This is a genomic window from Candidatus Binatus sp. (assembly GCF_030646925.1).
Taxonomy (GTDB): domain Bacteria; phylum Desulfobacterota; class Binatia; order Binatales; family Binataceae; genus Binatus.
This window is the reverse complement of sequence record NZ_JAUSKL010000038.1, coordinates 1-23,406: the sequence shown is the minus strand read 5'-3', so window position 1 is coordinate 23,406 and position 23,406 is coordinate 1. Positions and strand designations below refer to the sequence as shown.

The 23,406-nt window shown below is 61.6% G+C and carries 24 protein-coding genes; 12 read left to right on the top strand and 12 right to left on the bottom strand.

The window, feature by feature from the left end; translation table 11 throughout:
* Positions 1-35: 35 nt before the first annotated feature.
* The 3 genes from Q7S58_RS06315 to Q7S58_RS06305 are packed head-to-tail and all read left to right on the top strand — an operon-like array spanning position 36 to position 2,190.
* The gene (locus Q7S58_RS06315) at positions 36-941 is read left to right on the top strand and encodes a hypothetical protein (RefSeq protein WP_304822184.1); all 906 of its coding nucleotides are present in this window, start codon (positions 36-38) and stop codon (positions 939-941) included.
* A complete protein-coding gene (locus Q7S58_RS06310; RefSeq protein WP_304822180.1) occupies positions 941-1,327 on the top strand; it encodes a copper resistance CopC family protein in 387 nt (128 codons plus the stop codon). Before Q7S58_RS06315 ends, Q7S58_RS06310 begins: the two co-directional genes overlap by 1 nt.
* The gene (locus tag Q7S58_RS06305) at positions 1,324-2,190 is read left to right on the top strand and encodes a copper resistance D family protein (RefSeq protein WP_304822177.1); all 867 of its coding nucleotides are present in this window, start codon (positions 1,324-1,326) and stop codon (positions 2,188-2,190) included. The genes Q7S58_RS06310 and Q7S58_RS06305 overlap by 4 nt, the downstream gene beginning before the upstream one ends.
* A gap of 47 nt (positions 2,191-2,237) precedes the next feature.
* On the opposite strand, the gene Q7S58_RS06300 is transcribed toward Q7S58_RS06305, so the two are convergent.
* Positions 2,238-2,780 carry a Fic family protein gene (locus tag Q7S58_RS06300; RefSeq protein WP_304822348.1) on the bottom strand — a complete coding sequence of 181 codons (543 nt, stop codon included), beginning with the start codon at positions 2,778-2,780 and terminating at the stop codon, positions 2,238-2,240.
* 464 nt (positions 2,781-3,244) lie between these two features.
* Here Q7S58_RS06300 and lpxB point away from each other — a divergent pair, with 464 nt between their 5' ends.
* From lpxB to Q7S58_RS06265, 7 genes are read left to right on the top strand one after another with little or no spacing between them, the layout of a single operon-like run.
* Positions 3,245-4,480, top strand: coding sequence for a lipid-A-disaccharide synthase (gene lpxB / locus Q7S58_RS06295; RefSeq protein ID WP_304822175.1), 1,236 nt, complete (start codon positions 3,245-3,247; stop codon positions 4,478-4,480).
* Positions 4,477-6,270, top strand: coding sequence for an ABC transporter ATP-binding protein (locus tag Q7S58_RS06290; protein WP_304822172.1), 1,794 nt, complete (start codon positions 4,477-4,479; stop codon positions 6,268-6,270). Before lpxB ends, Q7S58_RS06290 begins: the two co-directional genes overlap by 4 nt.
* 39 nt (positions 6,271-6,309) lie before the next feature.
* Positions 6,310-7,572 carry a 3-deoxy-D-manno-octulosonic acid transferase gene (locus Q7S58_RS06285; protein ID WP_304822169.1) on the top strand — a complete coding sequence of 421 codons (1,263 nt, stop codon included), beginning with the start codon at positions 6,310-6,312 and terminating at the stop codon, positions 7,570-7,572.
* A 2-nt stretch (positions 7,573-7,574) separates the two neighbouring features.
* Positions 7,575-8,693, top strand: coding sequence for a tetraacyldisaccharide 4'-kinase (lpxK, locus tag Q7S58_RS06280; RefSeq protein WP_304822167.1), 1,119 nt, complete (start codon positions 7,575-7,577; stop codon positions 8,691-8,693).
* Positions 8,694-8,719: 26 nt separating this feature from the next.
* Entirely contained in the window at positions 8,720-8,890 is a 171-nt protein-coding gene (locus tag Q7S58_RS06275) for a Trm112 family protein (RefSeq protein WP_304822164.1), read from the top strand.
* Between the two features lie 34 nt (positions 8,891-8,924).
* Complete coding sequence (locus Q7S58_RS06270; protein WP_304822161.1) at positions 8,925-10,139, top strand: glycosyltransferase family 87 protein; 1,215 nt, start codon at positions 8,925-8,927, stop codon at positions 10,137-10,139.
* Between the two features lie 34 nt (positions 10,140-10,173).
* Positions 10,174-10,902 (top strand): lipopolysaccharide kinase InaA family protein, encoded by a 729-nt coding sequence (locus Q7S58_RS06265; RefSeq protein WP_304822158.1) that lies wholly within the window; start codon positions 10,174-10,176, stop codon positions 10,900-10,902.
* A 141-nt stretch (positions 10,903-11,043) separates the two neighbouring features.
* On the opposite strand, the gene Q7S58_RS06260 is transcribed toward Q7S58_RS06265, so the two are convergent.
* The 11 genes from Q7S58_RS06260 to Q7S58_RS06210 all read right to left on the bottom strand — a co-directional run bounded on the left by Q7S58_RS06260 (position 11,044) and on the right by Q7S58_RS06210 (position 21,679).
* The gene (locus Q7S58_RS06260; RefSeq protein ID WP_304822155.1) at positions 11,044-11,433 is read right to left on the bottom strand and encodes a RidA family protein; all 390 of its coding nucleotides are present in this window, start codon (positions 11,431-11,433) and stop codon (positions 11,044-11,046) included.
* A gap of 202 nt (positions 11,434-11,635) precedes the next feature.
* Entirely contained in the window at positions 11,636-13,870 is a 2,235-nt protein-coding gene (locus Q7S58_RS06255) for a bifunctional (p)ppGpp synthetase/guanosine-3',5'-bis(diphosphate) 3'-pyrophosphohydrolase (RefSeq protein ID WP_304822152.1), read from the bottom strand.
* The gene (gene gmk / locus Q7S58_RS06250) at positions 13,858-14,490 is read right to left on the bottom strand and encodes a guanylate kinase (protein ID WP_304822149.1); all 633 of its coding nucleotides are present in this window, start codon (positions 14,488-14,490) and stop codon (positions 13,858-13,860) included. Before gmk ends, Q7S58_RS06255 begins: the two co-directional genes overlap by 13 nt.
* Positions 14,491-14,537: 47 nt before the next feature.
* Positions 14,538-15,413 (bottom strand): YicC/YloC family endoribonuclease, encoded by an 876-nt coding sequence (locus Q7S58_RS06245; RefSeq protein ID WP_304822146.1) that lies wholly within the window; start codon positions 15,411-15,413, stop codon positions 14,538-14,540.
* A gap of 5 nt (positions 15,414-15,418) precedes the next feature.
* On the bottom strand, positions 15,419-16,576 hold the full coding sequence (locus tag Q7S58_RS06240) for a glycosyltransferase family 4 protein (RefSeq protein ID WP_304822143.1): 1,158 nt from the start codon (positions 16,574-16,576) through the stop codon (positions 15,419-15,421).
* A 59-nt stretch (positions 16,577-16,635) separates the two neighbouring features.
* On the bottom strand, positions 16,636-17,331 hold the full coding sequence (locus Q7S58_RS06235; protein ID WP_304822140.1) for a glycosyltransferase family 2 protein: 696 nt from the start codon (positions 17,329-17,331) through the stop codon (positions 16,636-16,638).
* The gene (locus Q7S58_RS06230) at positions 17,331-18,239 is read right to left on the bottom strand and encodes a lipopolysaccharide kinase InaA family protein (protein WP_304822137.1); all 909 of its coding nucleotides are present in this window, start codon (positions 18,237-18,239) and stop codon (positions 17,331-17,333) included. Before Q7S58_RS06230 ends, Q7S58_RS06235 begins: the two co-directional genes overlap by 1 nt.
* On the bottom strand, positions 18,236-19,306 hold the full coding sequence (locus tag Q7S58_RS06225; protein WP_304822133.1) for a glycosyltransferase family 9 protein: 1,071 nt from the start codon (positions 19,304-19,306) through the stop codon (positions 18,236-18,238). Before Q7S58_RS06225 ends, Q7S58_RS06230 begins: the two co-directional genes overlap by 4 nt.
* Before the next feature lie 238 nt (positions 19,307-19,544).
* Positions 19,545-20,759: an NADH-quinone oxidoreductase subunit D gene (locus Q7S58_RS06220; RefSeq protein WP_304822130.1), complete on the bottom strand. Its 1,215-nt coding sequence runs from the start codon at positions 20,757-20,759 to the stop codon at positions 19,545-19,547.
* A 17-nt stretch (positions 20,760-20,776) separates the two neighbouring features.
* On the bottom strand, positions 20,777-21,277 hold the full coding sequence (locus tag Q7S58_RS06215; RefSeq protein ID WP_304822127.1) for an NADH-quinone oxidoreductase subunit C: 501 nt from the start codon (positions 21,275-21,277) through the stop codon (positions 20,777-20,779).
* A 48-nt stretch (positions 21,278-21,325) separates the two neighbouring features.
* Entirely contained in the window at positions 21,326-21,679 is a 354-nt protein-coding gene (locus Q7S58_RS06210) for an NADH-quinone oxidoreductase subunit A (protein ID WP_304822124.1), read from the bottom strand.
* Between the two features lie 126 nt (positions 21,680-21,805).
* Here Q7S58_RS06210 and Q7S58_RS06205 point away from each other — a divergent pair, with 126 nt between their 5' ends.
* Together Q7S58_RS06205 and Q7S58_RS06200 are read left to right on the top strand one after the other, a co-directional pair.
* Positions 21,806-22,864, top strand: coding sequence for a phosphotransferase (locus Q7S58_RS06205; RefSeq protein WP_304822121.1), 1,059 nt, complete (start codon positions 21,806-21,808; stop codon positions 22,862-22,864).
* A gap of 7 nt (positions 22,865-22,871) precedes the next feature.
* The coding region (locus Q7S58_RS06200) for a nucleotidyltransferase family protein (RefSeq protein ID WP_304822118.1) at positions 22,872-23,406 on the top strand (535 nt) is incomplete at its 3' end.

Sequence of the window (23,406 nt, the reverse complement as noted above, 5' to 3'; positions counted from 1 at the left end):
GCAGCACGTCGGCGTGGCCTTGTGGAGAGCGATGGATGATACGGATTTTGGTGATGGCGATCGCATCGGGGACGCTCGCGTTCACCGCGGTCGCGATTGATGCGAGGTGCGCTTGTGCGCACGGGACAATAGGCGGCTACACGTTCCTCGAGCCGATTGTGGCGGAGGACGCGAATCCGAAGAATGAATTTGCAATCGCGCGGCCGAGTTGGGTCCGCACTTCGGAGGGTAGAGAATTCGCGTTGGGATTCTCGCTCGAGAAGAAACTCAGCGAGAACTCGAGCATCGTGCTCGGCAGCGCGTGGGTCGAATCGTCGCCGAAAGAGGAACATTCGGCGAGCGGCTTCGAAAATATGGAAGTACTGCTGAAGTATGCGTTCTACACCAACGACGAGCATCAGTTCCGATTGTCGGCGGCCTTGGGGATGGACATGCCCGTCGGCAATCCGAGCATCGGCGCGGAGACGCACTTCAGGATGGGGCCCGAGGTGCTGTGGGCCAAGGGGATGGGCGACTTGCCGAATGACAATCCGATCCTGAGATACCTGCGGCCGATCGGTTTTCAGGGCGACGTCGGTTACAGCGCCAATACCAGCGGGGTTGCGGTGCACGATCTCGTCGCCGACGAACTGATCGAATACTCGATCCCGTATCTCAGCAACTCGGTGCATGATTTCGGGCTGCCGTGGCCGATTCGAAACATGTATCTCTACACCGAGTTCAACTACGACCAACTACTAGCAGGACCGTCGGGCCAGACCTTTCCGCAGATTCGGATCACGCCGGGGCTCGCGTTCATGAACCGCTCTTTGGAGCTTAGCGTGGCGACGCAATTTCCGCTCAACAACGCGACGGTGCCCGAGAATCATGCGGTGGTGCTCGGCTTGGTCGATCTATTTATCGACGATCTGATTCCCGCGACGAATTGGACTCCATTCTGATGAGAGCGTCACAAGCATCACTGATAGCGGCGATCGCGATCGCAGGGGCAGGCGTTGTTGTAGCGCCGCGATCGTCGCGCGCACATGCATTCCCGGCCGCCGAGCAGCCGATGGTGGGGTGCACGATGAATGCGGTGCCGGCCGAAGTCGAAATCCGGTTCGACAATCCAATCGAAGCGATGTTTGCGCATCTGCAGGTAAGCGATAAAAGCGGCGCCGACGTGACGGCGGATGCGCCGGCGGTCAGCGAAGATCGCATCACACTGTCGGTGAAATTGAAGCCGCTCGCGGTCGGCGATTACGCGGTCAAGTGGAGCGTGGTTGCGCAGGACAGTCATCGCTCGGAGGGTTCGTACACGTTCACGGTGGCTGGGAGTCGCGATTGACCCCGACGCAGTTGAGCGCGCTCGCGACATGGCCGCTGCTGATCGCGTCCACGGTGATCTTCGGCACATCGGCGTTTGCGCTTTTCTTCGACGCGGCCGAAAGCGCGGCTCCGCTCGATTCGTTCGGGCGCGTGTGGTTGTGGCTGGCAGCGATCAATCTCGCGGTGTCGCCGCTCGCGATGCTGGTCCAGATTGCGAACATGGCGGACTGCTCGATGCGCGACGCGATCGTGCTCGCGCCGATGGTGATGCGCGAGACAGTGTTCGGTCATCTATGGGCGATCCGGTTGCCGGTGGCGATATTACTCGCGGCGATCACGGCGACTCGATCACCGTCGCGGAGGACGGCCGCATTCATCTATGCGCTCGCGACGGCATTGCTCCTGATGCAGAGCCTTTCGAGTCATGCGATCGACAAGGGCGCGCGCGCAGTGGCGATTTTGTTTGCGCATCAGGCGGCCGCGGGATTCTGGATCGGTGCGCTGAGTTCGCTGTTGATCGTGGCGGCAAGCGACGACGGCGGTTCGGCGTTGATTGAGCGGACCGCGGTGCGCGTTTCGAGAGTTGCAGGATGGTCGGTGGCGATGCTGGCATTGACCGGGGTCGGTAGCGCCTACTTTGCGCTGGGATGGCATCCGCAGTTGCTTATCTATTCGCTGTATGGCCGGACGTTGCTGTGGAAGCTGGCGACGGCCGGCGCAGTGCTCCTGGTCGGCGGCTACAACCGCTATCAGTTGGTGTCGGTGGTGGGTGAGGAGTCGCCGCGCAGTTTGCTGATTCGCAACGTGACTGCGGAGTGCCTGCTGCTGGCCGCGGTGCTCGCGTGGTCGTCGGTGCTGGCGAACACGCCGCCCCCGCATTGAGAGAGCATTGCAGGGTATCGAGTCCCCTACGCACGGAGATGCAATTTTTAATTGGTCTCAGGCTTGTCAGACTGCAATTTCTTTCCGGTGGCTTTCTCGTGAACTTCCACCAGTTGCTTCGCGAGTATTCTCTCCAACAGAGTCTCCAATTGCGAAACGTCGATTCGATTTACTTTCTGCGCTTCGTCTGCGGCTTCGAGGGCTTTGTAATAGGGATCTTTGTCGTCAGCAATGTGCTCGGGGATTGTCTTCGTACCGGGCAGTTCGTATCCAAGTTGAATGCACAGTATCGCATACGAAGCCGCACGAGCGGTTCTGCCGTTCCCGTCATCGAACGGATGAATCCAGTTTATTCTCCAGAGCAGATATGCAGCCAAATGCACCGGAGATTTGTCCAAATTCCCATTGACATAATCGCACATGTCTTCGACAAGAGCCGGCGCCATGTCGGGAGGTGGTGGATTGTGACGGCTCTTGCCGATCTTCATTTCATCGGGCCGAAATACTCCGGCCAGGTGATTTAAATCGAGGAGAGCGACGCGGTTCAGTCGGAGTAGCTCCGAGGGCCTTAACTTGAACGGATGGCCAATCGATTTACGGACGAAATCGCGGATCGCATCGAATTGCTTTAAGCCGTTTCGCGCTTCGATTAGCGCGATCTGATCCGGATCGGTGGGGATTTGCGCTCTTTGCGGTTCGCTTGCCCGCTCGTCGTCCTTACTCAGACTTATGCTCTGCCAATGACTTCGCGGCGATTTCTACAGTTTCCTTCGTTACTCTTGAGTTCTCAATGTTGGTGTTACCATAGGCAAAGCTCCGCCGCTGCCGCTCCCTCTCCTCCTTAGTCATTCGGACCTTTCGGGCTTTGTTCAAAAGAACTTGTAGACTGTCTGACATACGAAATACCTCCGACGGGCGCATCCTTGGAGACTATCGAAAGCATCGCGAAACGCCAAATACGTTTTGAAGAGGGATAGGCTATCAGATTGTAGAGTATGGTGCGGTGGAGGGATTTCGATAAGAATTTAGCGCATCGAAAAGCTGCGAAGGCCAAGTGAGTATCGAGACAGACGTCAAAAGCGGCGAAGTCGCGGCCAAATCAATCACGGCCTCGGACGCAGGGGCGGAAGAACTCTCAAAGCATACGATCGCGCGTGCGAGGCGGCGCCGAATCATGATCGTGGCCGGCGAGGCGTCGGGCGATCTGCATGGCGGCGATCTGGCGCGGGAGATTCTCGCGCGCGACCCGGGCTGCGAACTGTTCGGAATCGCGGGCGAGAAGATGCGCGCGGCGGGCGTGCGCGCGATCGTCGAGATGGAAAGTATTCATGGGCTGGGACTGTCGGAACTGGCGGCGACGATCGGACGCACCGTTGCCGCATTTCGAGAGCTCCGGCGCGTGCTGCGGCGCGAGAAGCCGGACCTGCTGATCCTGATCGACTACGCGGAATTCAATCTGATCCTGTCGGGCACGGCCAAGCGCGCGGGCGTGCCCGTGCTTTATTACATCACGCCGCAGGTGTGGGCCTGGCGGCGCGGCCGAGTCGACAAGCTGGTCGAGCGCGCGGACCGGCTGGCGGTGGTGCTGCCGTTCGAGGCCGAACTTTATCATCGCGCGGGCGAGCGGGTTTCCTTCGTGGGGCATCCACTGCTCGATCGCGTGAGTCCGCCGGCGAATCGCGCCGAGGTGCTGAAGCGCCACGGATTTTCGCCCGGGACGCGGATTCTCGCGCTGCTGCCGGGCAGCCGGCGCGCCGAGGTGAAGTATCTCTTGCGGCCGATGATCGAAGCGGCGCGCGTGCTCGCGCGCGATCATGGACTCGAGCCGGTGATCGCGCTCGCGCCGACGCTGACTCCCAGCGAACTCGAGGAAGTCGGGCGCACGAAGCTCGACGGGATACGGATAGTCGAGGGCGATACGTATAGTATTGTCGGCGTGAGCGAGATGGCGATCGTGGCGTCGGGGACGGCGACGCTGGAGACGGCGCTGCTGGGATGCCCGGAAGTTATCGTCTATAAGGTGTCGGCGCTGACGTATGTGCTGGGCAGGATGTTGATCACCGGCGTCGATTTTATCGGGATGCCGAACATTCTTGCCGGGCGAAAGATCGTGCCCGAGTTGATCCAGCGCGAGGTAACCGCGACGAATATCGTGCGGGCGGCGGAATCGATCCTGAGCGACACGATTCGCGCGGAGACGATCAAATCGCTCAAATCGCTGCGCGAAAAACTTGGACTGCCGGGCGCCGCGAGTCGCGTCGCATGGATGGCGCTGGGGATGATCGAATGAAATTGCTTTCGTCGTTGCAGTGGCGTCTGTTTGGATATCTGCGCCGCTATCTTGTTCCGTACGCGCTGTTGCTGGGGATTGCGATTGGCCTGCTGGCGGCCGCCAGCGCGGGTATCCCGTTCATCATGAAGCTGGTGGTGGACCTGGTCACGAATCTTCGGGGCGCGCGCACGATCGATCCGGCCGCGGCCATCAAGTTGCGCGAACTATCGATCGGGCTCGGCGGACTGTTCCTGATGCGCGCGGCGGCGAATTTTGCCGACGACTACTTGACTGCTTACATCGCGCAGAAAATCACGATGGACATCCGCAACGATCTGAACGAGAGCCTGCAGCGCCAGTCGCTGAGCTTCTTCAATCGCACGCCGACCGGGGTGATGGTCTCGCGCGTGATCAACGACGTGAACGTGGTGGTGCAGAGCCTGAGCAACGGCGTGTTCTCGATTTTCGCGGACGGGATGTCGCTGATCGCGCTGCTGGCGACGGCGTTTTTGCTCGATTGGCGGCTCGCGATCGTTGCGTTTATCGGCTTTCCGATCGTCGTGCTGCCGATCGTCGGGCTTTCGAAAAAAGTCCGCAAGGACACCAAGAACGCGCAGAAGCAGCTTGGCGGTTTGAACGCGCTGCTGCACGAGACCTTCCAGGGCAATCGCGTGGTCAAGGCGTTCGTGATGGAAGATTACGAGCGCGCGCGCTTCAAAAAAGAACTGAAGCGCCTGTTCCGGATCAACATGGGCGTGAGCCTGATCAAGGCGCTGACGGGACCGATGATCGAGGCGCTGGGCGCAATCGCGGTGGTGATCGTGGTGTGGTGGGCGGTCGGATCGCTGCAATCCGGGGCGCGGACGCTCGGGCAGTTCGCGGGTTTTTTCACGACGATGATCCTGGTGTACAAACCGTTCAAAAGTCTGAGCAAGACCAACAACACGATACAGCAAGGGATGGCGGCGGCGGAGCGCGTGTTCGAGATGATGGACCATCCGACCGAGGTGCCGGACGACCCGGCAGGAATCGAGTTGCCGGCGGGAACGCATCGCGTGGCGTTCGAAAATGTGAGCTTCCGCTACGGCGACGAATGGGTGCTGCGCGACATCAACCTGGAGATCGGCACGGGGCGGGTGATCGCGCTGGTGGGGATGAGCGGCGGCGGCAAATCGACGCTGGCGGATTTGATTCCGCGCTTTTACGACGTGCAGAAAGGGCGCGTGACGATCGATGGAATCGATCTGCGCAAACTGAAACTGATGTCGCTGCGGTCGGAGATCGGGCTGGTGACGCAGCATACGTTTCTGTTCAACGATACGATTCGCGCCAATATCGCGTACGGCAGCGCGGACAAGAAAGTCGAGCGCGTGATCGCGGCGGCGAAACTGGCCAACGCGCACGATTTTATTTCGCGGCTGCCCGACGGTTACGAGACGATGGTGGGCGAGCTGGGCGTGCGGCTCTCGGGCGGCGAGCGGCAGCGGATTGCGATCGCGCGGGCGCTGCTGAAAGATCCGCCGATACTGATTCTCGACGAGGCGACCTCCTCGCTCGACTCGGAGGCCGAGCGATCGGTGCAGGAAGCGCTCGAGCATCTGATGGAAAATCGCACGACGCTGGTAATCGCGCATCGGCTGTCGACGGTGCGGCGCGCGGATCGAATCGTGGTGATCGTGCACGGGCGAATCGTCGAGGAAGGAACGCACGACGAGCTGTTCGCGCGCGGGCAGGAGTATCGCAAGCTATACGATTTGCAATTCATGTCGCCGGAGGATTTGGCGGCCAGCGCCGCGGTCGCGAACTAGCGCGCTCGCCGGGCACGAAATGGGGGCGGGAAAGTTTTCGTGCTGAGAGAAATCTACAACATGCTCTGGTATGCGGCGTTGCCGGTGGCGCTGGTGGCGGCTCATCCGAGCCGGCTGGGGGACCTGCGCGAGCGGCTGGGGCACGGCGATTTTCCGGAAAGTGCGGGCGCGCCGAGAATCTGGATTCATGCGGCGTCGGTGGGCGAGGTCGAGGCGATTCGCGGTATCGCCAACTCGTTGCTGGAACTTTATCCGGGCGCGGTGATCGTGGTGACGACGATGACGACGGCGGGACGCGATGCGGCGCGGCAAAGGATTCCGGACGCGGCGGCGTGGATGATGGCGCCGCTCGATGCGCGGCGCGCGGTGCGATCGTTCTTACTCGGAGTGCATCCGACGCTGGTGCTGATCGCGGAAGGGGAACTGTGGCCGAACTATTTTTTCGAGTCGGTGCGGTTCGGCGCGAAAATCGCGATCGTCAACGGGCGGATGTCGGAGCGATCGCTCAGGCGCTATCGGCCGGTGCGGAAACTGTTCAAGACGGCGCTCGATTGCTGCAGCACGATCCTGGCGCAGTCGCGGGAGGACGCGCGGCGCTACATGTCGTTCGATACGCACACGCGGGTCGTGGTGATCGGCAATACGAAGATCGATGACGCCGCGGAGGCGGCGAACGCGCCGCTGCGCGCGGAGTTGGAGGCGTTCGCAAAAGAGCGGGAAATCCTGGTCGCGGGATCGACGGCGCCGGGCGAAGAGGCGGTGGTGGTCGGAGCGTATCGCGAATTGCGCAAACGATTTCCGGGTCTGGCGCTGGCGATCGCGCCGCGTCATCTCGATCGGATCGGCGACGCCGAAAAAGTGCTGCGCGCGAGCTCGCTCGACTACGTGCGGGCGACGGAGTTGAGTCCGGAGCGCGCGGCGGGCGCCGCGGACATCCTGCTGATCGACACGATGGGAGAATTGCGCGGCTTCTATCGGCGCGCGGCGATCGCGTTCGTGGGCGGCAGCCTCGCGCCGGGTCGCGGCGGACAGAGTCCGATCGAACCGGCCAGTGCGGGCGTGCCGGTGCTGGTGGGGCCATATCACGACAATCAGAAGGAATTGCTCACGTCGATGGTGCGCGGCGGCGGCGCGCGAATCGTCGCGAATGCGCGCGACCTCGCGGCAGCATGCGCGAAGTGGCTCGAGGACGAAGACGCGCGGCATCGCGCGGGGCGCAACGCGGCTGAAGCAACGCGGCATCGGAGCGGCGGCGCGCGCCTCGCGCTCAGGCAGATCCGATCGCTGATCGATGCCGACTGAGCATGCGCGGGAGTGAGCCAACGGCGGGACGTCCGCGAATCGAACGGCTCTGGCAATCGCATCTTTCGCTCGCGGATGTCGCGCGATGGATTCCGCTGGCGGGCGCGTCGGGAATTTTTCGGCTCGGCGTGAGTGCACGGCGGCTCTACTGGCAGATGATGAAGCGCGCGGCGGGCGTGAAGACGATCAGCGTCGGCAATCTGACCGTGGGCGGCAATGGCAAGACGCCGTTCACGATTTTCCTCGCGTCGCGGCTGCAGAGTCGCGGGCTCAAAGTTGGAATCGTGAGCCGGGGTTACAGCCGGCGGCGCGGCGGCGCGGCGGCGACGCTGATCGCGGACCGTGGCGAGCTGCTGGTCACGGCGGAAGAGGCTGGCGACGAACCGGCGATGATGGCGAAATCGTTCAGTGGACCGATCGCGGTAGCGCGGCGGCGACTCGACGGGATCGAGTTGCTGATGCGTCGCGGTCCACTCGACGCGGTGATACTCGACGATGCGTTTCAGCATCTCCGGCTCGAGCGCGACGTGGATTTGGTGCTGATCAACAGCGCGCGCGGGCTGGGAAATGGCTGGATGCTGCCGGCGGGGCCGATGCGCGAGCCGCTTGGAGCGATCGATCGCGCCGACGCGATCGTGCTGATCGATGCGGGCGGCGGAGAATCGGCGCTCAGCAAATCGCAGATGGAGAGGATTCGCGCGCTGACCGTGCTGCATGCCACGATACGGGCGCGCGCGCTGGTGGCGATCGAGCACGGCGCGTGGCGCGAGATTCCGATCGCGCTGGTCGGGGCGCGGGTGCTGGCGGTGAGCGGACTCGCCGACCCGAGCGGATTCTACGCGATGCTGCGAGCGCTCGAAGCGGATTTGATCGGCGTGCTCGAGTATCCGGACCATCACGCGTACAGCGCGAGCGATTGGCGGGCGATCGTGAACGCGCTCGGCGAAGGCGATATCGTCGTGACGACCGAAAAGGATTTGGTCAAGCTCGAGCGGTTTCCGTTTACGCGCAATTCGCTATACGCTTTGAGGCTTGAAATTGAGATGGCGCCGGCTGAGGCTGCCGCGCTCGACGAATTGATCGTGGGGCGCGAGCTTCAAACGTCTGCGGCGCAGTCATAGAAGTTTTTCGACGGAGGATTTTGCGGATGGCGCTCAGTCAGGAATTGCTCGACGTCCTGGCGTGCCCCAAGTGCAAGGGCGACTTGCATCTGACGGACAAGCAGGACGGGCTGATCTGCAACGCGTGCAAACTCGAGTATGCGGTGCGCGACGATATCCCGATCATGCTGATCGAGGAAGCCAAGCCGATCGCGTGATCGAGCGCCGCGCCGAGCCGCCGAAAGGCGCGCGATGCTGAAGATCGATGCCAGGCGCGCGCGGCAACTCGCGTGGCTCGCGATGGCGGCGTACATCGTCGGGCTCGGCATCTCGGCGACATTCAGGAATCAGGGCGACTTCAATGTGTACTATCGCGCGGGGCATCGCGTACTGCAGGGCCTCGCGATCTACCCGCCGACCGACGACGATCGATTCATCTACGCGCCAATTTTCGCGATCGGATTCGCGCCGCTGGCGGCGATGCCGCGGCATCTGGCGCAGTTCTTTTTTTTCGTCATCAACGCGTTCGCGCTGGTCCAGTTCGTACTCGGCGCGGGCGTGATTTTGTTTGGCCGCGAGCGCCAACTACCGGCGCCGCTGATCGTGCTACCGGTGCTGCTCGCGTTTCGCTTTGTCGGCAATAATTTCGAGCACGGCCAAATCAATCTGCCGACGCTGGCGCTGATCACTTGGGCGATCGTTTATGCCGAAGAAGATCGGAATGCGCGAGCGGGCCTGATGCTGGCCACCGCAATCCTGATCAAACCGTTCGCGATTCTCGCCGCGTTGCATCTGGCGATATTGCGGCGCTTCGGCGCGATCGGATGGTCGATCGTCGCGGGAATTGTGCTGCTGATTCTGCCGGTCGTCGTGTTCGGTCCGCATGGATTGATCGATCAGACGAGCGCGTACCTAACCGCGGTCGCGTCGATGACCGGCCGGTACCGCACGATGATCACGAATCAATCGGCGGTGTCGGCGGCCGCGCGCATGATGAGCCGCGCGGGCAGCATCGATGCGGAAGCATCGCCGTTGCCGATGATGGCTGGGATGGGATTCGAACTGATCATGGTGATCGCGGTGTTGATTTGGGACTGGCGGAGCCAGCGTCGCGGCGGATCGCGGCTCGCGCTCTGCGGTATGTTTTGCGTGATGCCGTCGCTCGCGCCCGTATCTTGGAAAAGCTATTACGCGGCGATGCTGCTGCCGTACATGGCGCTCGTGTCGGCGTTATGGATCGATCGAGACGAGAACGAAGAGATGAACCTCACGGCGTCGATACTGTTCGCGCTGTCGGTGCTGCTGAATCTCGCGCCGGGCAGTCGCCTGAATCGGGTCGCGATGTTTTACTTCGCGCATTTCGTATCGTCGCTGCTGGCGCTCGCGGCTCTGTTCACGCTCTGGTGGAGTAAGCGCAGCGCGATTGCTGAAAGCGGCGACCTTCAAGCCTCGGCCAGCCGCGCGTGAGCCAGTCGGGTCAAACGTGAGAGCGGCATCGCAAATGCGCTGGGTATCCGATCCGAAGTTCTCGCGCTTCGAGATCGGACGCCGCGAGTTGGTGCTTCATCGCGATCTCGCGGCGCATGCGGCGACGATCGTGCAGGAGTTGGCCGCGCTGAAAACCAGGGATGAAGCGGGCGCCGGAAATCGGCAGAGCGCGTTTCGACTGAGTATCGCAAACGGAGTGGAATTGTTCGCGCGGCGAGCGCGGCGCGGCGGCATGATCGCGTCGATTCTCGATGACGTGTACCTCGGGACGAATCCGCGGCCGCTTCAGGAATTGGCGATTACCGTCGCGGCGATGACTCGCGGGATTGAAGTCGCCGAGCCGATGGGCGCGATGGTCGAGTGGATCGGGCCGGCGCTGTATCGCGGATTTTTTCTGACGCGCGCCGTGGCGGGGATGACGCTCTGGGAATTCTTGCGCACCGATGACGACGCGACGGTGCGCGAGCACGTATTGCGTCGCGTGCGCAGCGCGATCGATACGATGCATCGCGGCGGCCTGTATCATGCGGATTTGAATCTGCACAATCTGCTGGTGACGACGGCGGGCGAGCGGTTCGGTGCGATTATTCTGGACCTCGATAAGGCGCGCCTGTATGACGGACCGGTGCCGGAATCGAAGCGGCGCGAGAATCTGCGGCGCTTGTTGAGATCTGCGCGGAAGCTCGATCCGACGGGGCGATATCTGGATGACGCGGGGTTATCGATTTTGAGTCTGCGTTGAGTGGTGCGCTGTCAGCGACTCCTGCACCCTCACCTGCCTCATCGTTAACGCGCTTCGGCTTCCTCTCCCGCAAAGAAGCGGGCGAGGGACTGAAGGAGTGGGCGACGGAATAAGAAAAGAGCGGGATACGCCGGGGCTGCTTTATAAGATCGAGCGGCGGAGCGCGATGGCGTCGATCTCGACGCGGGCGTTGCGTGGGAGTCGCGCGACCTGCACGGTCGAGCGCGCGGGATACGGCGGATCGAAGTGCTCGCCATAGATGCGATTCACGGTTTCGAAGTCGGCGAGATCGGCGAGAAAAATTGTGGTCTTGACGACGTCGCTAAAATCCAGGCCCGCGGCCTCGAGCACCGCGCCCAGGTTTTGCAGCACGCGACGAGTCTCGATTTCGATTCCGCCCGAGACGAGCGCGCCCGTCTCGGGATCGAGTCCAATCTGGCCCGAGCAGTAAACGGTTCCGTGAATTTCGATCGCCTGCGAGTACGGTCCAATCGCAGCCGGCGCGGATTTGGTGTGAACTGGATTTTTCATGACTGTACGTCGAGAAGATCAAAATGAGATTATCGGTACCAACCCCGCCGGGTCGAGCCCGCCGCGGTAGCGCCGACCACCACGCCAGCGCTCGCTACGATCGCCGCGACTCCCGGCCCCGCTCAAGAGACGCTTCAAGTGATCCAAGCTGGTACATCGGGGAAGACAGAACGAGGAAAAAATCAGCGACCGCCAATGCCCGTCACAAGCGGGAGTTGCTACTGATGCGTTGGCCGAGGCGCGACACGCGCATCACGCCGTCGATCGCGCCGATCGAGTTCATCAGGTTGTTCAGTTGGCGCGCGCTGGTGACGCTCACTTCGAACACCGAAAGCGCGCGGCCGTCGGCGCCCTTGGTTTTCACCTCGGCGGTCGAGATATTGACGCCGGCCGATGCGATCGCCTTGGTCATCGCGGCGAGCAAGCCGGGCTGATCGGCGCATAGCACCTCGAGCCGAATCGCGCGCGGCGCTTCCTCGCCGTCCTTCCACACTACCGGCACGCGGCGCTGCGGATCGGTGTTGAGCGCGTGGGGGCATCCCGCGACATGGACCGTGACGCCGCGGCCGCGAGTAATGAACCCGGTGATCGCCTCGCCCGGCAGCGGATTGCAGCATCGCGCGAATCGCACCAGCATATCGCCGACTCCCGAGACGACGACCGCGCCGCTGGCGGATTTGCGCGCCTCCTTGGCGGCGCGTTCGCGCTGCGCGGGCCCAAGCGGTATCGGCGATTTTTCAGGGCGGTAGAGCTTCAGTTCGTCGGGCGTGAGGATGCGATTCAGAAGCTGCGTCGAAGTGACGATTCCGTAGCCGACCGCGGCGAGCAGGCTATCGGCGTCGCGATGTGAAAAATCCTTGAGCACCGCGTCGAGGCGCTTGCTCGAACGAAGTTGCGCGACGCTCAACTTGAGCGGCTCGAGTTCGCGATCGAGCAGCGAGATTCCGAGTTCGCGCGAGCGCTCGGCCTGTTGCTGCCGGAGCCATTGCCGGATGCGGGATTTGGCGCGGGCAGTGACGACGAAGTTCGTCCAATCCTTGCCGGGCACCTGCTTTTCGCTGGTGATTACTTCAACCGTGTCGCCGGAACGCAGTCTGTAGCGCAGCGGGACCATCCGGCCGTTGACGCGCGCGCCGGCGAGATGATTGCCGACCTGCGAATGGATGCGATACGCGAAATCGATCACGGTCGCATCCTGCGGAAAATCGAAAACGTCGCCCTTGGGCGTGAAGACGAAAACCTCCTCGGGAAATAAATCGTCCTTGATGGTCGAGAGAAATTCCTGCGGGTCCTTGAGATTCTGCTGCCACTCGATCAGGCGACGCAGCCATGCGAAGCGCTCGGTCTCGCGGATTTCTTTCGAGCTGCCTTCCTTGTAGGTCCAGTGGGCGGCGATACCCTCCTCCGCAACTTTGTGCATCTCGCGCGTGCGAATCTGCACTTCCATCCGCTGGCCGCGCGGACCAATCACGGTGGTGTGCAGCGACTGGTACATGTTGCCCTTGGGCAGCGCGATGTAATCCTTGAAGCGGCCGGGCACCGGTTTCCAGTTGGCGTGCACGACGCCGAGCGCCTCGTAACATTCGCGCACGGTATCGACGATTATGCGAAACGCGACGAGGTCGTAGATTTCTTCGAAGCTCAGCCCCAGCTCCTGCATCTTCGAATGAATCGAAAAGAAATGCTTGGGGCGGCCGGTGACTTCGGCCTTGACGCCGCTTTCGAGCAGGCGGCGCGAGAGAATCTCGATCACGTTGGCGATATATTCGGCGCGTTCGTCGCGGCGCTTGGCGACAAACGCTTTGAGCGTGCCGTAGGCCGACGAGTTGAGGTAGCGGAACGACAAATCCTCGAGCTCGGATTTGAGCCAGTAGATGCCGAGGCGATGAGCGATCGGCGCGTAGATTTCCATCGTCTCGCGCGCGATTTCCTGCTGGCGCTCGGGAGCGAGATGATCGAGCGTGCGCATGTTGTGCAATCGATCGGCGAGCTTGATCAGGACGACGCGGATATCGTGCGCCATCGCGATGATCATCTTGCGGAAATTTTCGGCCTGCTTCTCCTCGCGGCTCTGAAACGTGATCTTCGAAACCTTGGTGACGCCATCGACGAGTTGCGAAACCTCGGCGCCGAACTGCGACTGCACTTCGGCGAGCGAAGCGTGCGTATCCTCGACGACGTCGTGCAGCAGGCCGGTGACGATCGAGGGAACGTCGAGTTTGAGCCGGGTGATGATCAGCGCGACGTTCAGCGGATGGATGACGTAAGGCTCGCCGGATTCGCGCTTCTGATCGACGTGCATCCGCGCGGAATAGTCGTAGGCGCGGCGAATGAGTTCGAGGTCGGCTTGGGGATTGTAGGATTGGACCCGCGCCAGCAGGTCATCTAGCTGGTTTCCCGGCTGCGCGGGGCTGGTGGTTTGGGCTAGTTCTTCCACGGCGCGAAATGATTGCGCAGGCGACTGACTTTGAGGCGTTCGGCATTGACGATCGCTTCGAGGCGCGCGATCGAATCGCTCACGTCGTCGTTGATGATCAGATAGTCGTACTCAGGGAAGGCCTTCGCTTCTTCGCGGGCGCGCTCGAGTCGATGCTGAATTTTCGATTCGTCCTCGGTCGCGCGGCGGCGAAGTCGTCCTTCGAGTTCGATGAAGCTCGGCGGTAAGACGAAGATGGCAACGGCGTCGGCGCGATACTTGTCGCGAATCTGGCGCGCGCCCTGGATGTCGATATCGAGCAGGATGTCGCGGCCGGCGGCGACGGCATCTTCGATCGGCGCGCGCGGAGTGCCGTAAGACGATTCGAACACACGCGCCCATTCGGCGAGATCGCCGAGGCTCAGGCTGCGTTTGAATTCGTCCTCGCTCACGAAGCGATAATCGATTCCTTCTGTTTCGCCGTCGCGCGGTTTGCGCGTGGTGAGCGAAACCGATGCCGCGAGACCCGCGATAGCTTTGAGGGCTGCACGCGAGATTGTCGTCTTGCCGGCGCCCGAGGGCGCCGAGAGTATAAAAATAATGCCGCGTCTGGGTGGCGACAGGTCCACTGGTTCAGACACTATAGGAGAAGCCCGGGAGATATTGCAAATATCGATTTATACTACGCTCACTCGACGTTCTGCACCTGTTCGCGCATTTTTTCGGCCTCGGCCTTAACTTCAACCGTTACTTGAGATAAGGCCGCGTTCTGCGATTTCGACCCCATCGTGTTCACCTCGCGATTAATCTCCTGCAGCAAAAACTCGATCGATTTGCCGACCTGACCCGAGCGCTTCAGCAGCGCCTTCAAGCCGTCGAGATGAGTGCGCAGTCGCGTGATCTCCTCGCTGATGTCGCCGTGCTGCGAGGCGGACGACGCTTCCTCATAGAGTCTCTTCTCATTGACCGGCAGTTCATTGAGCAACTCGCGGATTCGTTTCTGAAAGTTCTCCATGATCTCGGCGCGGCTCTGCTCCGCAAGGCGTTCAATCTTCGGCAACGCCGCCTCGATATGCGCCACGCGCGCGGCAAAATCGCGCTGAAGGCTCTTGCCCTCGCGGATTCGCTCCAAGTCGAGTTCCTTCAGAGCACCCTTCAACGCCTTGAAACCGAGCGTCGCGGCTGAAGCAGAATCGGCTTCCTCTTCGACGACGTGAAAAATTTCGGGGCGATTGAGGATCGTGTCGAGCGCGGGATCGCCATCGAGGTGGAGGCGTTTGCCCATCCGGCGGAGTTCGTTGATGTACAGCGTCGCGAGTTTGTCGTTCACTTCGAGTCGGACCGGCGGCGGTTTCAGCGCGACCGACTTGATGAACACCTCGACGCGTCCGCGCGCGACGACGGCCTGCACCAGTTTTCGAATCTCGGCTTCGTGCTCGCCCCATCCGCGCGGTACCGCGAGCTTGAGTTCGAAGAAGCGCTGATTGAGCGCGCGCACTTCGGCAATCACGCGGGTGCCGTCGTGCTCGACCGATGCGCGGCCGAAGCCGGTCATGCTTTTCATCTGGCTCAAACCTTTTTTTCACCTCGCGGCTGATTCAGGCAAGCGCGATAGAGCGCGAGCGTTCGCGCGGCCATCGCGGCCATCGAGTAGTTTTGTTCCACACGGATTCTGGCGGCGGCGCCCATGCGAGTGCGAAGCTCGGGTGAAGCCGCAAGCCGCGCGATCGCCGACGCAAGTTGATCAGAGTGCGCGGGCTCGACCTGGACGCCAGTGCGATCATGCTCGACCAACTCGGCGAGACCGCCGACGGCGCTTGCGATTGTGGGCAGTCCACAGCTCATCGCTTCGAGTGCCGCGACGCCGAGTCCTTCTTTCAATGAAGGCATCATGAAAATGTCGGACGCCCACAAAAGCGTAAGCGGGTCATCGATTCGTCCGAGCATCGTGATGCCTTTCGGGCATCCGAGTTGAGCGATCTGATTCTCGATTTCGCGGCGAATCGAGCCATCGCCAGCGATGAAATAACGAATGGCTGGCGCGTGCTTCGACGCGGTGCGCGCGAGCGATGCGGCGGCTTCGAGCAGATAGCGATGGCCTTTGCGCGCCTCGAGCGAGCCGATCGCGACCACGGCGATTTCGTCGCGCCCGAGGCCGAGCGATGAGCGCGCCTGGTCGCGCTGCATGATGCTTGGCGGGCAAAAACGGTCGCAATCCACGCCGCTATGAATAGTTGCGATGCGGTTGCGATCGACGCCCGCGGCCTCGAGCGAATCGGCGACACCAGCAGAAATCGCAATCACGCGATCGACGCTGCGATTGAAAAGGAACGGGGCGAAGAGACGATTGGGTCGGTAATCCATGCGGCGAGTGACGACGGTGGCGGAAGCGCAATCGCGCACGAACGGCGCCATCGAATGCGCGCGCGAAGTGTGAAAGTGAACAACGTCGAAGTGCTCGCGCCGAAGGATCGTGCGGAGGCGCATCGCCGCGGCAAGATCGATCGCGTTGCGGATGCGCAGCGGATGGCATCTGATACCCGCCGCCAAAGCGCGTTCGAAGAGTCGTCCGGCGGGATCGCAGATCAGTTCAGCGCGATGACCGGCGGCATTGAGCGCAAGCGTCAATGCGAGCACCTGCGTCTCGCCGCCTGAAAATCCGGGTTCAGGATCGACGCCAACGATACTAAGCCTTCGCGAGGCGTCGTCGTTGGCTTCCAGAGCCATCGTGCTCGATTCCAGTTCAGGCGACGCGCTTTGCATGGTTGAGCTTTATCACGCCCGGATCAGTCGAAAAACCGGTAGTAGAGAATCGCAGCGACCGCGGCGAACGCGTCGCGCAATCCGATTTTCTTGCCTTCTTCGTAAGTGCGGCCCGAGTACGAGATCGGCACTTCGTAGATGCGCCAGCGCGCGCGCGCCGCCTTGGCGGTAATTTCAGGCTCGAATGTGAAGCGATCGGCCGAGAGCTTGAGCCGCAGCAACTTCTCGCGCACGAACGCCTTCATGCCGGTTTCCATGTCGGTGAGATTGAGATCGCTGATCATGTCGGAGAGCAGGGTCACGGCGCGGTTGGCGACGTAGTGCCAGAAAAACATTACGCGATGAGGCCCGCCGAGGAAGCGCGAGCCGTAAACCATGTCCGCGCGGCCGTCGAGCATCGGCGCGATCATCGTGGCGTAATCCCTTGGATCGTATTCGAGGTCGGCATCCTGCACGAACACGTAGGGATTGCTGGCCGCCGCGAAGCCCAGCCGTAGCGCTGCGCCCTTGCCGCGATTGCTTGCGTGATAGAAGCACTTCACGCGCGGATCGCTCACCTGTGCGAGGATGTCGCGCGTGCCATCGGTCGAGGCGTCGTCCACGACGATCACTTCAGCCTCGAAGCCGCATCGCAGCACGCGATCGATGACGGCGGATATCGTCGCGGCTTCGTTGAAAACCGGAATCACGACGGAGATGGTGGTTGCTGGCGACTCCATCAGCACTTTCTCGCCTGCGCGGTGGACGCCGCGATCGCAACTTGTTCATGATTCGATTGATGCTGTTCCGCGTCGATGGGACCGACGCCTTTTGCGCGCATCCGATCGCGCGCGACGCGAACTTCGATCATCGAGATAAGCCGGCGCAGCTTGCCAGAACGACGCATCGAAGGTACCGCCGCGCGGTATCCGCACCAGACGCGCATCCGATCGGTGTTGCTCAGCCCCTTCAAACTGAAATGGCCGAGTTGCACTAGATTGCGTAAGCGCGGCCGCTCAAAATGCGCACGCCAGGTACGGCGCGTACGCTCGTGATCGATAAACGTGAAGCGCGGCGGATCGAAGGCGGTGACGAAAATATTGTAGGGCGTCAAATCGCCGTGAATATATCCGGCGCGATGAAGTCGGGCAATTTCACCGCCGAGTGCGCGCAGGATCGCACGCTTGCGCCCAAGATGCTCGCGCGTAACGCGGAGGTGGCGCGGAAGCATCATGCCGTCGATACGTTCGGTGGCGACGATTTCGCGTCCGTTGCCGACTGCTTCCTCCGCGCCGATGAGCAGCACTTCGGCGGAATCGAAACCGTCGTCGCGCAAGCGCTTCGAGATCGCGGCGACGTGCGCCGCGCGGCTGTGCCGAAACGATCGCCACAGACCGTTCAAGCCGTGCACGGGATCGAGCAATTTATAATAGACGCTGGGACCGCCCGGAATTCGCTGCAGCCAGGTTTCCGCATGGCGCGAGCGGCGAATCCGCCGGCTCAAGGTGCCGTCGATTGCGGCGAATGCGTTGTCGATGAACTGCTCGCGCATCTCCTCCGAAAATCGCGCATCGTAATCGAGCCAGACAAATCGCCAACCGCCGCGCGAAACGCGCACGCCCTCGAGGCCGGACATCCCGAGCTTCATGCGCACACCCGCGGATGCGCGAGCGCGCGCCGGACCATCGCGCTGACTTGCGCTGGAGAAATTCGCCGCATGCATTCGCGTCCGATCGGACATTGACGCAGGTAGCAGGGATGGCATGGGATCTCGCCGCTGATCGTCAGATCGTCGAAGCCCCACGGGGCCGAGCGTTCCGCAGCAGTGCTGCCCCATAGCGAAACGACGGGACATCCCACGGCCGCCGCGATATGCATCGGGCCGGAGTCGGGGCCGAAGGCGGCGCTGCATTCCTGAAAGATCGCGATCAGATCGCGGAGCGTGGTACGGCCGGCGAGATCGAGCGCGCGCGCGCCGTCGAGATGGCGCATCACGTCGGCAGCGATACTCTTTTCGCCGGGGCCGCCGAGCAAGACCGGAAATAGCGGCGGCGCGCCGTTCGCCGGACGCGCGAGATCGCGGATGACTGCGGCGGTCGATTCGGGAAAATACAGCCGGCTCGGCCACGACGAGCCAAGGATCACGCCGAGCAACGGACGCGGCGCGTCGCGGAGCATCGCGCGCGCGCGATCGCGTTCGTCGTCGGTGAGCGTTAGGCCGAACTTGATCGGCGCGGCGGGAAGATTCAGCGCGTCGCCAAAGGCCTGATACTGAAGGAGTTTGAGCCGCATGTTGGGCTGCGCGGCGACGTGATGATTCGAAAAGAGATGATTGTATTCCTTGGCGTTGGACGCATCGAAGCCGTAGCGCTCGCCGGCGCCCGACACGATCGACGTGATGCCGCTCTTCAAGTGGCGCTGCAAATCGAGCACCAGGTCGAAGCGGCCGGCGCGCACCCGTTTCAGAAAGGGAAGAAAACTCAACGGCGCGCGGGAGCGATCGTAAACGATCAACTCGTCGAGCCACGGATGATGCTCGAGAATCGGCTGCGACTTGGGCTCGACGGACCAAGCGATGTGCGCGTCGGGCCATGCGGCGCGGATGCGACCGAGCAGCGGCAATGCGCGCAGCACATCGCCGATCGCGCCGTGCAAGACGATCAGGATGCGGCGTGGATGCGGGTTGAACGGCGCGATAGCTTCGGCGGCGGACATCGTGGAAGGTCGGAGCCGGGCCCCGACGTTTGATTCGATGATAACGGCGGAGGCGAGCGCCGCAAAGGGGTCAAGAAGGCGATCGGAGAATATCCGAAACCTCACGCAGGTTTCGGGCTTCCCGAGGTGAAAGGATGCGGCCTACGGCCTGTTACGAAAGATGGATGCTTAGCAACTCGCGCCATACCGGAATAGCGTCATTTCACTTCGCTCCAGTCGCAATCGAATGCTTCGTGCTTTAGCGGTCGCACTCCCCGCCGATCATGTTGATCATGCCAAAGGTCGTGATGATGTCGGGAATCATGTGCCCTATCAGCATCTTGTTGAGCGCGCCCATGCCGAAAAAGCACGGCGGCCGCACCCGCACCCGGTACGGACGCCCGCTGCCGTCGCTCACCACGTAAAATCCGAGCTCGCCATTGGCGCCTTCGACCGCTTGATAAACCTCGCCGGCCGGCACCTTGATGCCTTCCATGATGAGCTTGAAATGGTTCATCAGGCCTTCGATCGAGTTGTAAACTTTTTCCTTTGGCGGCAGCACGACTTTGGGATCGGTGATCGAGACCGGTCCTTCGGGAATCGATTTGATCGCCTGCTCGATGATCCGTTTCGACTGATACATCTCGTCAAACCGCATCTTGAAGCGATCGTAATTGTCGCCGCGCTCACCGGTCGGGATGTCGAACTCGAAGCGATCGTACACCAGGTACGGAGTCGCCTTGCGGACATCGTAAGCGACGCCGGTGGCGCGCAGCAGCGGACCGGTCACGCCGTAGGAAATCGCATCTTCCTTCGACATGATGCCGATGCCCGCCATCCGATCGATGAAGACGCGGTTGCGGCTGAGCAACTGATCGCAATCAGACAAAACTGAATCGAGCCGTTTGAAAGAAGCGGCGAGTCGTTCATCGAAGTCGGGCGGTAGATCGTGCGTCATGCCGCCGACGCGGCACCACGTGACGGTAAGGCGCGCGCCCGTGACGGCTTCGATCAAGTCGTAGAGAAATTCGCGAGCCTCGAGCATGTAAAAGGCGACGGTGGTCGCGCCGACTTCGCTCGACGCCATGCCGAGACAAGTCAGGTGATCCGCGATGCGCGCGACTTCGCTCATGATGAGGCGCACGTATTTGCATCGCTCGGTGGTTTCGAGACCGAGCAGGCGCTCGACCGCGAGCGCGAAGCCGACGTTATTGATGCACGGCGAGGCGTAGTTCAGGCGGTCGGTGTATGGAAAGCATTGCGTCCAGGTGCCCTGCTCGCACATTTTCTCGAACGCGCGATGCAGGTAGCCGACCTCGACGTCGCAATCGATGATGCGTTCGCCGTCGAGTTTCAAATTAAACTTGATGGTGCCGTGCGATGCAGGATGCGACGGGCCCATCTGCAGTTCCATGATCTCGTCAGCCGGGTCGGCGGTCGTGAGCTTGTCTTTCCAACGTGCTGGTAGTGACATTTCTTTTTGTGGCGCGCCTAACGCGAAGAGCGAAGTGGATTCGCGATCGGGTCGATTTCAGGCACGATCGGCTGGCGCTTGTTGTAGGGATAATCCTTGCGCAGCGGATGTCCTTCGAACGTGTCGTACAGCAGGATGCGGCGCAGATCGGGATGGCCCTTGAAAACGATGCCGAACATGTCGAAGCATTCGCGCTCGAGCCAGTCCGCCGACTTCCAGAGCGGCGTCGCGCTAAAGGCCCACGGCTGGGGATACTCGACGGCGATTTTCACGCGCAGCCGGTGAACGAGCGTCAGCGAATTCAGGTGATAGATAACGTCGAAGCGCGGCTTGCGTTCGAGCCAATCGACGGCAGTCAAATCGACCAGGACGTTGAATTCGAAGCCCGACTCATCGCGCAACGATTTAAAAATCTCGAGCGCGGTGCCGCGCGCGATCGTGATCGATTCGTCGCCGTTGGCGGTTTCTGTTTTCAGGATCGCCGCGCCGAAGCGGTCGTTCAATTTTTCGATCAGCATCGAGGAGTTTTTCCCAGCTTAATCGCGAATATCAATCCAGCGATCCAATCAGGTCCAGTCGAGCGCGCCCCGTCCCCACGCGTAAACTAATCCGACCACCAGAATCGAGATGAAGATCAGCGCTTCGACAAACCCGAACATCCCGAGCATCCTGAGATTGACCGCCCACGGATATAGAAAAATTACTTCCACATCGAAGAGCAAAAAAAGAATCGCGGTCAGGTAGAAGCGGACCGAGAAGCGCCCCCAGGCGGAACCGCTCGGCGGATTGCCGCATTCGAACGCCTCGCTCTTGATCGGGTTGGGGCGCTTGGGCCCGATCAACATGTTGATCGTGCACATCACGCCGACGATCAGGCCGGCGACGACGAAAGTGACAGCGATGGGGAACCAGGTTGTCATTGCTCGAAGGTCCTAGTTGCGATGGATGCTCCCCTATGAATACCCGATGAGGACCGCTTTGGGAACGGTGCGCGGTGACACGCCGGCGCTCGTGTTGCGAATTTATTTCGGCGTACAATCCGCACAGTGGCAGAACCGAGCGGTATTGGATTTGAGCGGTGGGCGGCGCAGGCGATCGCGCATCGATGGCCCGGCGCGCGCCTCGACGAGTTCGACGCACTGCGTGGCGATTTATCGACGCGTCGATTCTGGCGGGCGACGATCTCGCCGCAAACTGGCGGCGCGCCGAGCACGGCAATCGTCGTGGACCTCGGCCCCGACGACCTGCCCCGCTACGTTCGAGTACTGAAGCTTGTCACCGACGAACCCACCGAACCGCCCTGGATCAATGTGCACAGATTTTTGTCGTCGCTCGGCGCGGGTGTGCCATCACTATACGATGTAGCCCCTGAAAAACGCGCGATGCTGGTGGAGGACGTCGGCGAACTGCCTTTGCTCGACGCGGCGCGGCAGCCGGGCGCGCACGTCGCGGACCTCTACCGGCTCGCGGTGGAGGAATTGCTGCGGCTGCATGTGGATGGCACGCGCAGGATCGATGACGAATGTATCGCGCGGCGAATCGCTTACGACGGCCGTCTGTTCGAATGGGAGCTCAAGGAATTTATCGAGCTGGGCCTCGAACTGATCGCGCCCGGCGTCAAGGCCGCATCGATTCAGGAGGAGATAAAGGCGCTCGCGGCGCGGCTCGATCGATATCCGCGCGTGTTGTCGCATCGCGACTATCACGGGCACAATCTTTACTTGCAGGAGGGCAGCCGACTTCGAATCATAGATTTTCAGGACGCGTTGATGGCGCCGGCGGCGCAGGATCTCGCGGTGCTGATGACGACGCGCGACACCGGCGACGTGATCACGCCGGTGATCGAAAAAAGGTTGCTGGATTTTTACCTTGCCGGACTCGCGCGGCGCGGTGCAATCGCGATGAGCATTGCGGATTTCGAGATGAGCTATCGGCTCTGCGTGCTGCAGCACGCGCTCAAGATGATCGGGCGTTTCGAAATGTTCGAGCGCAACGGCAAGACGGGATACCGAAAATTCATTCCGCATCTGCTGATGCAGGCGCGGCGGATGCTCGCGGCGATGCGCGCGGATTTTCCGCGGCTCGCATCGGCGCTGGACGCGTGAGCAAGCATTGCGCGCGCTGATTCTTGCTGCGGGGAAAGGCGAGCGGCTGCGTCCGCTCACCGCGACTACGCCCAAGCCGATGCTCGAGCTTGGCGGACGGCCGTTGATTCATTATCCGATCGCGATGCTGAGGCGCGCGGGTATTACCGAAGTCGCAATCAACGTTCATCATCTGGCCGGTAGAATCCAAAGCGGTCTCGGCGACGGTTCGCGGCTCGGCGTGCGAATCACGTATGCGCCCGAGCGAGTTTTGCTCGGCACCGGCGGACCGCTGAACGGCCTTCGCGATTTTCTCGGTATCGATACCTTCGTAATTGCGAACAGCGACACAATTCTCGATCTCGATCTCGCGGCGATGATCCGATTTCATCGCGCGCGCGGCGCGCTCGGCACGATTGCACTGTTCAATCCCGCCAATGCCCACTACTACAGCCGAATCGAGATCGATGCCGACGCGCGGATTCGCCGGATGCGCCTGCTCGCGCGCCGCGATCCGATCGAGTTTGACGACTATCCGAAGGCGCTCGACGATCGCATCGCGA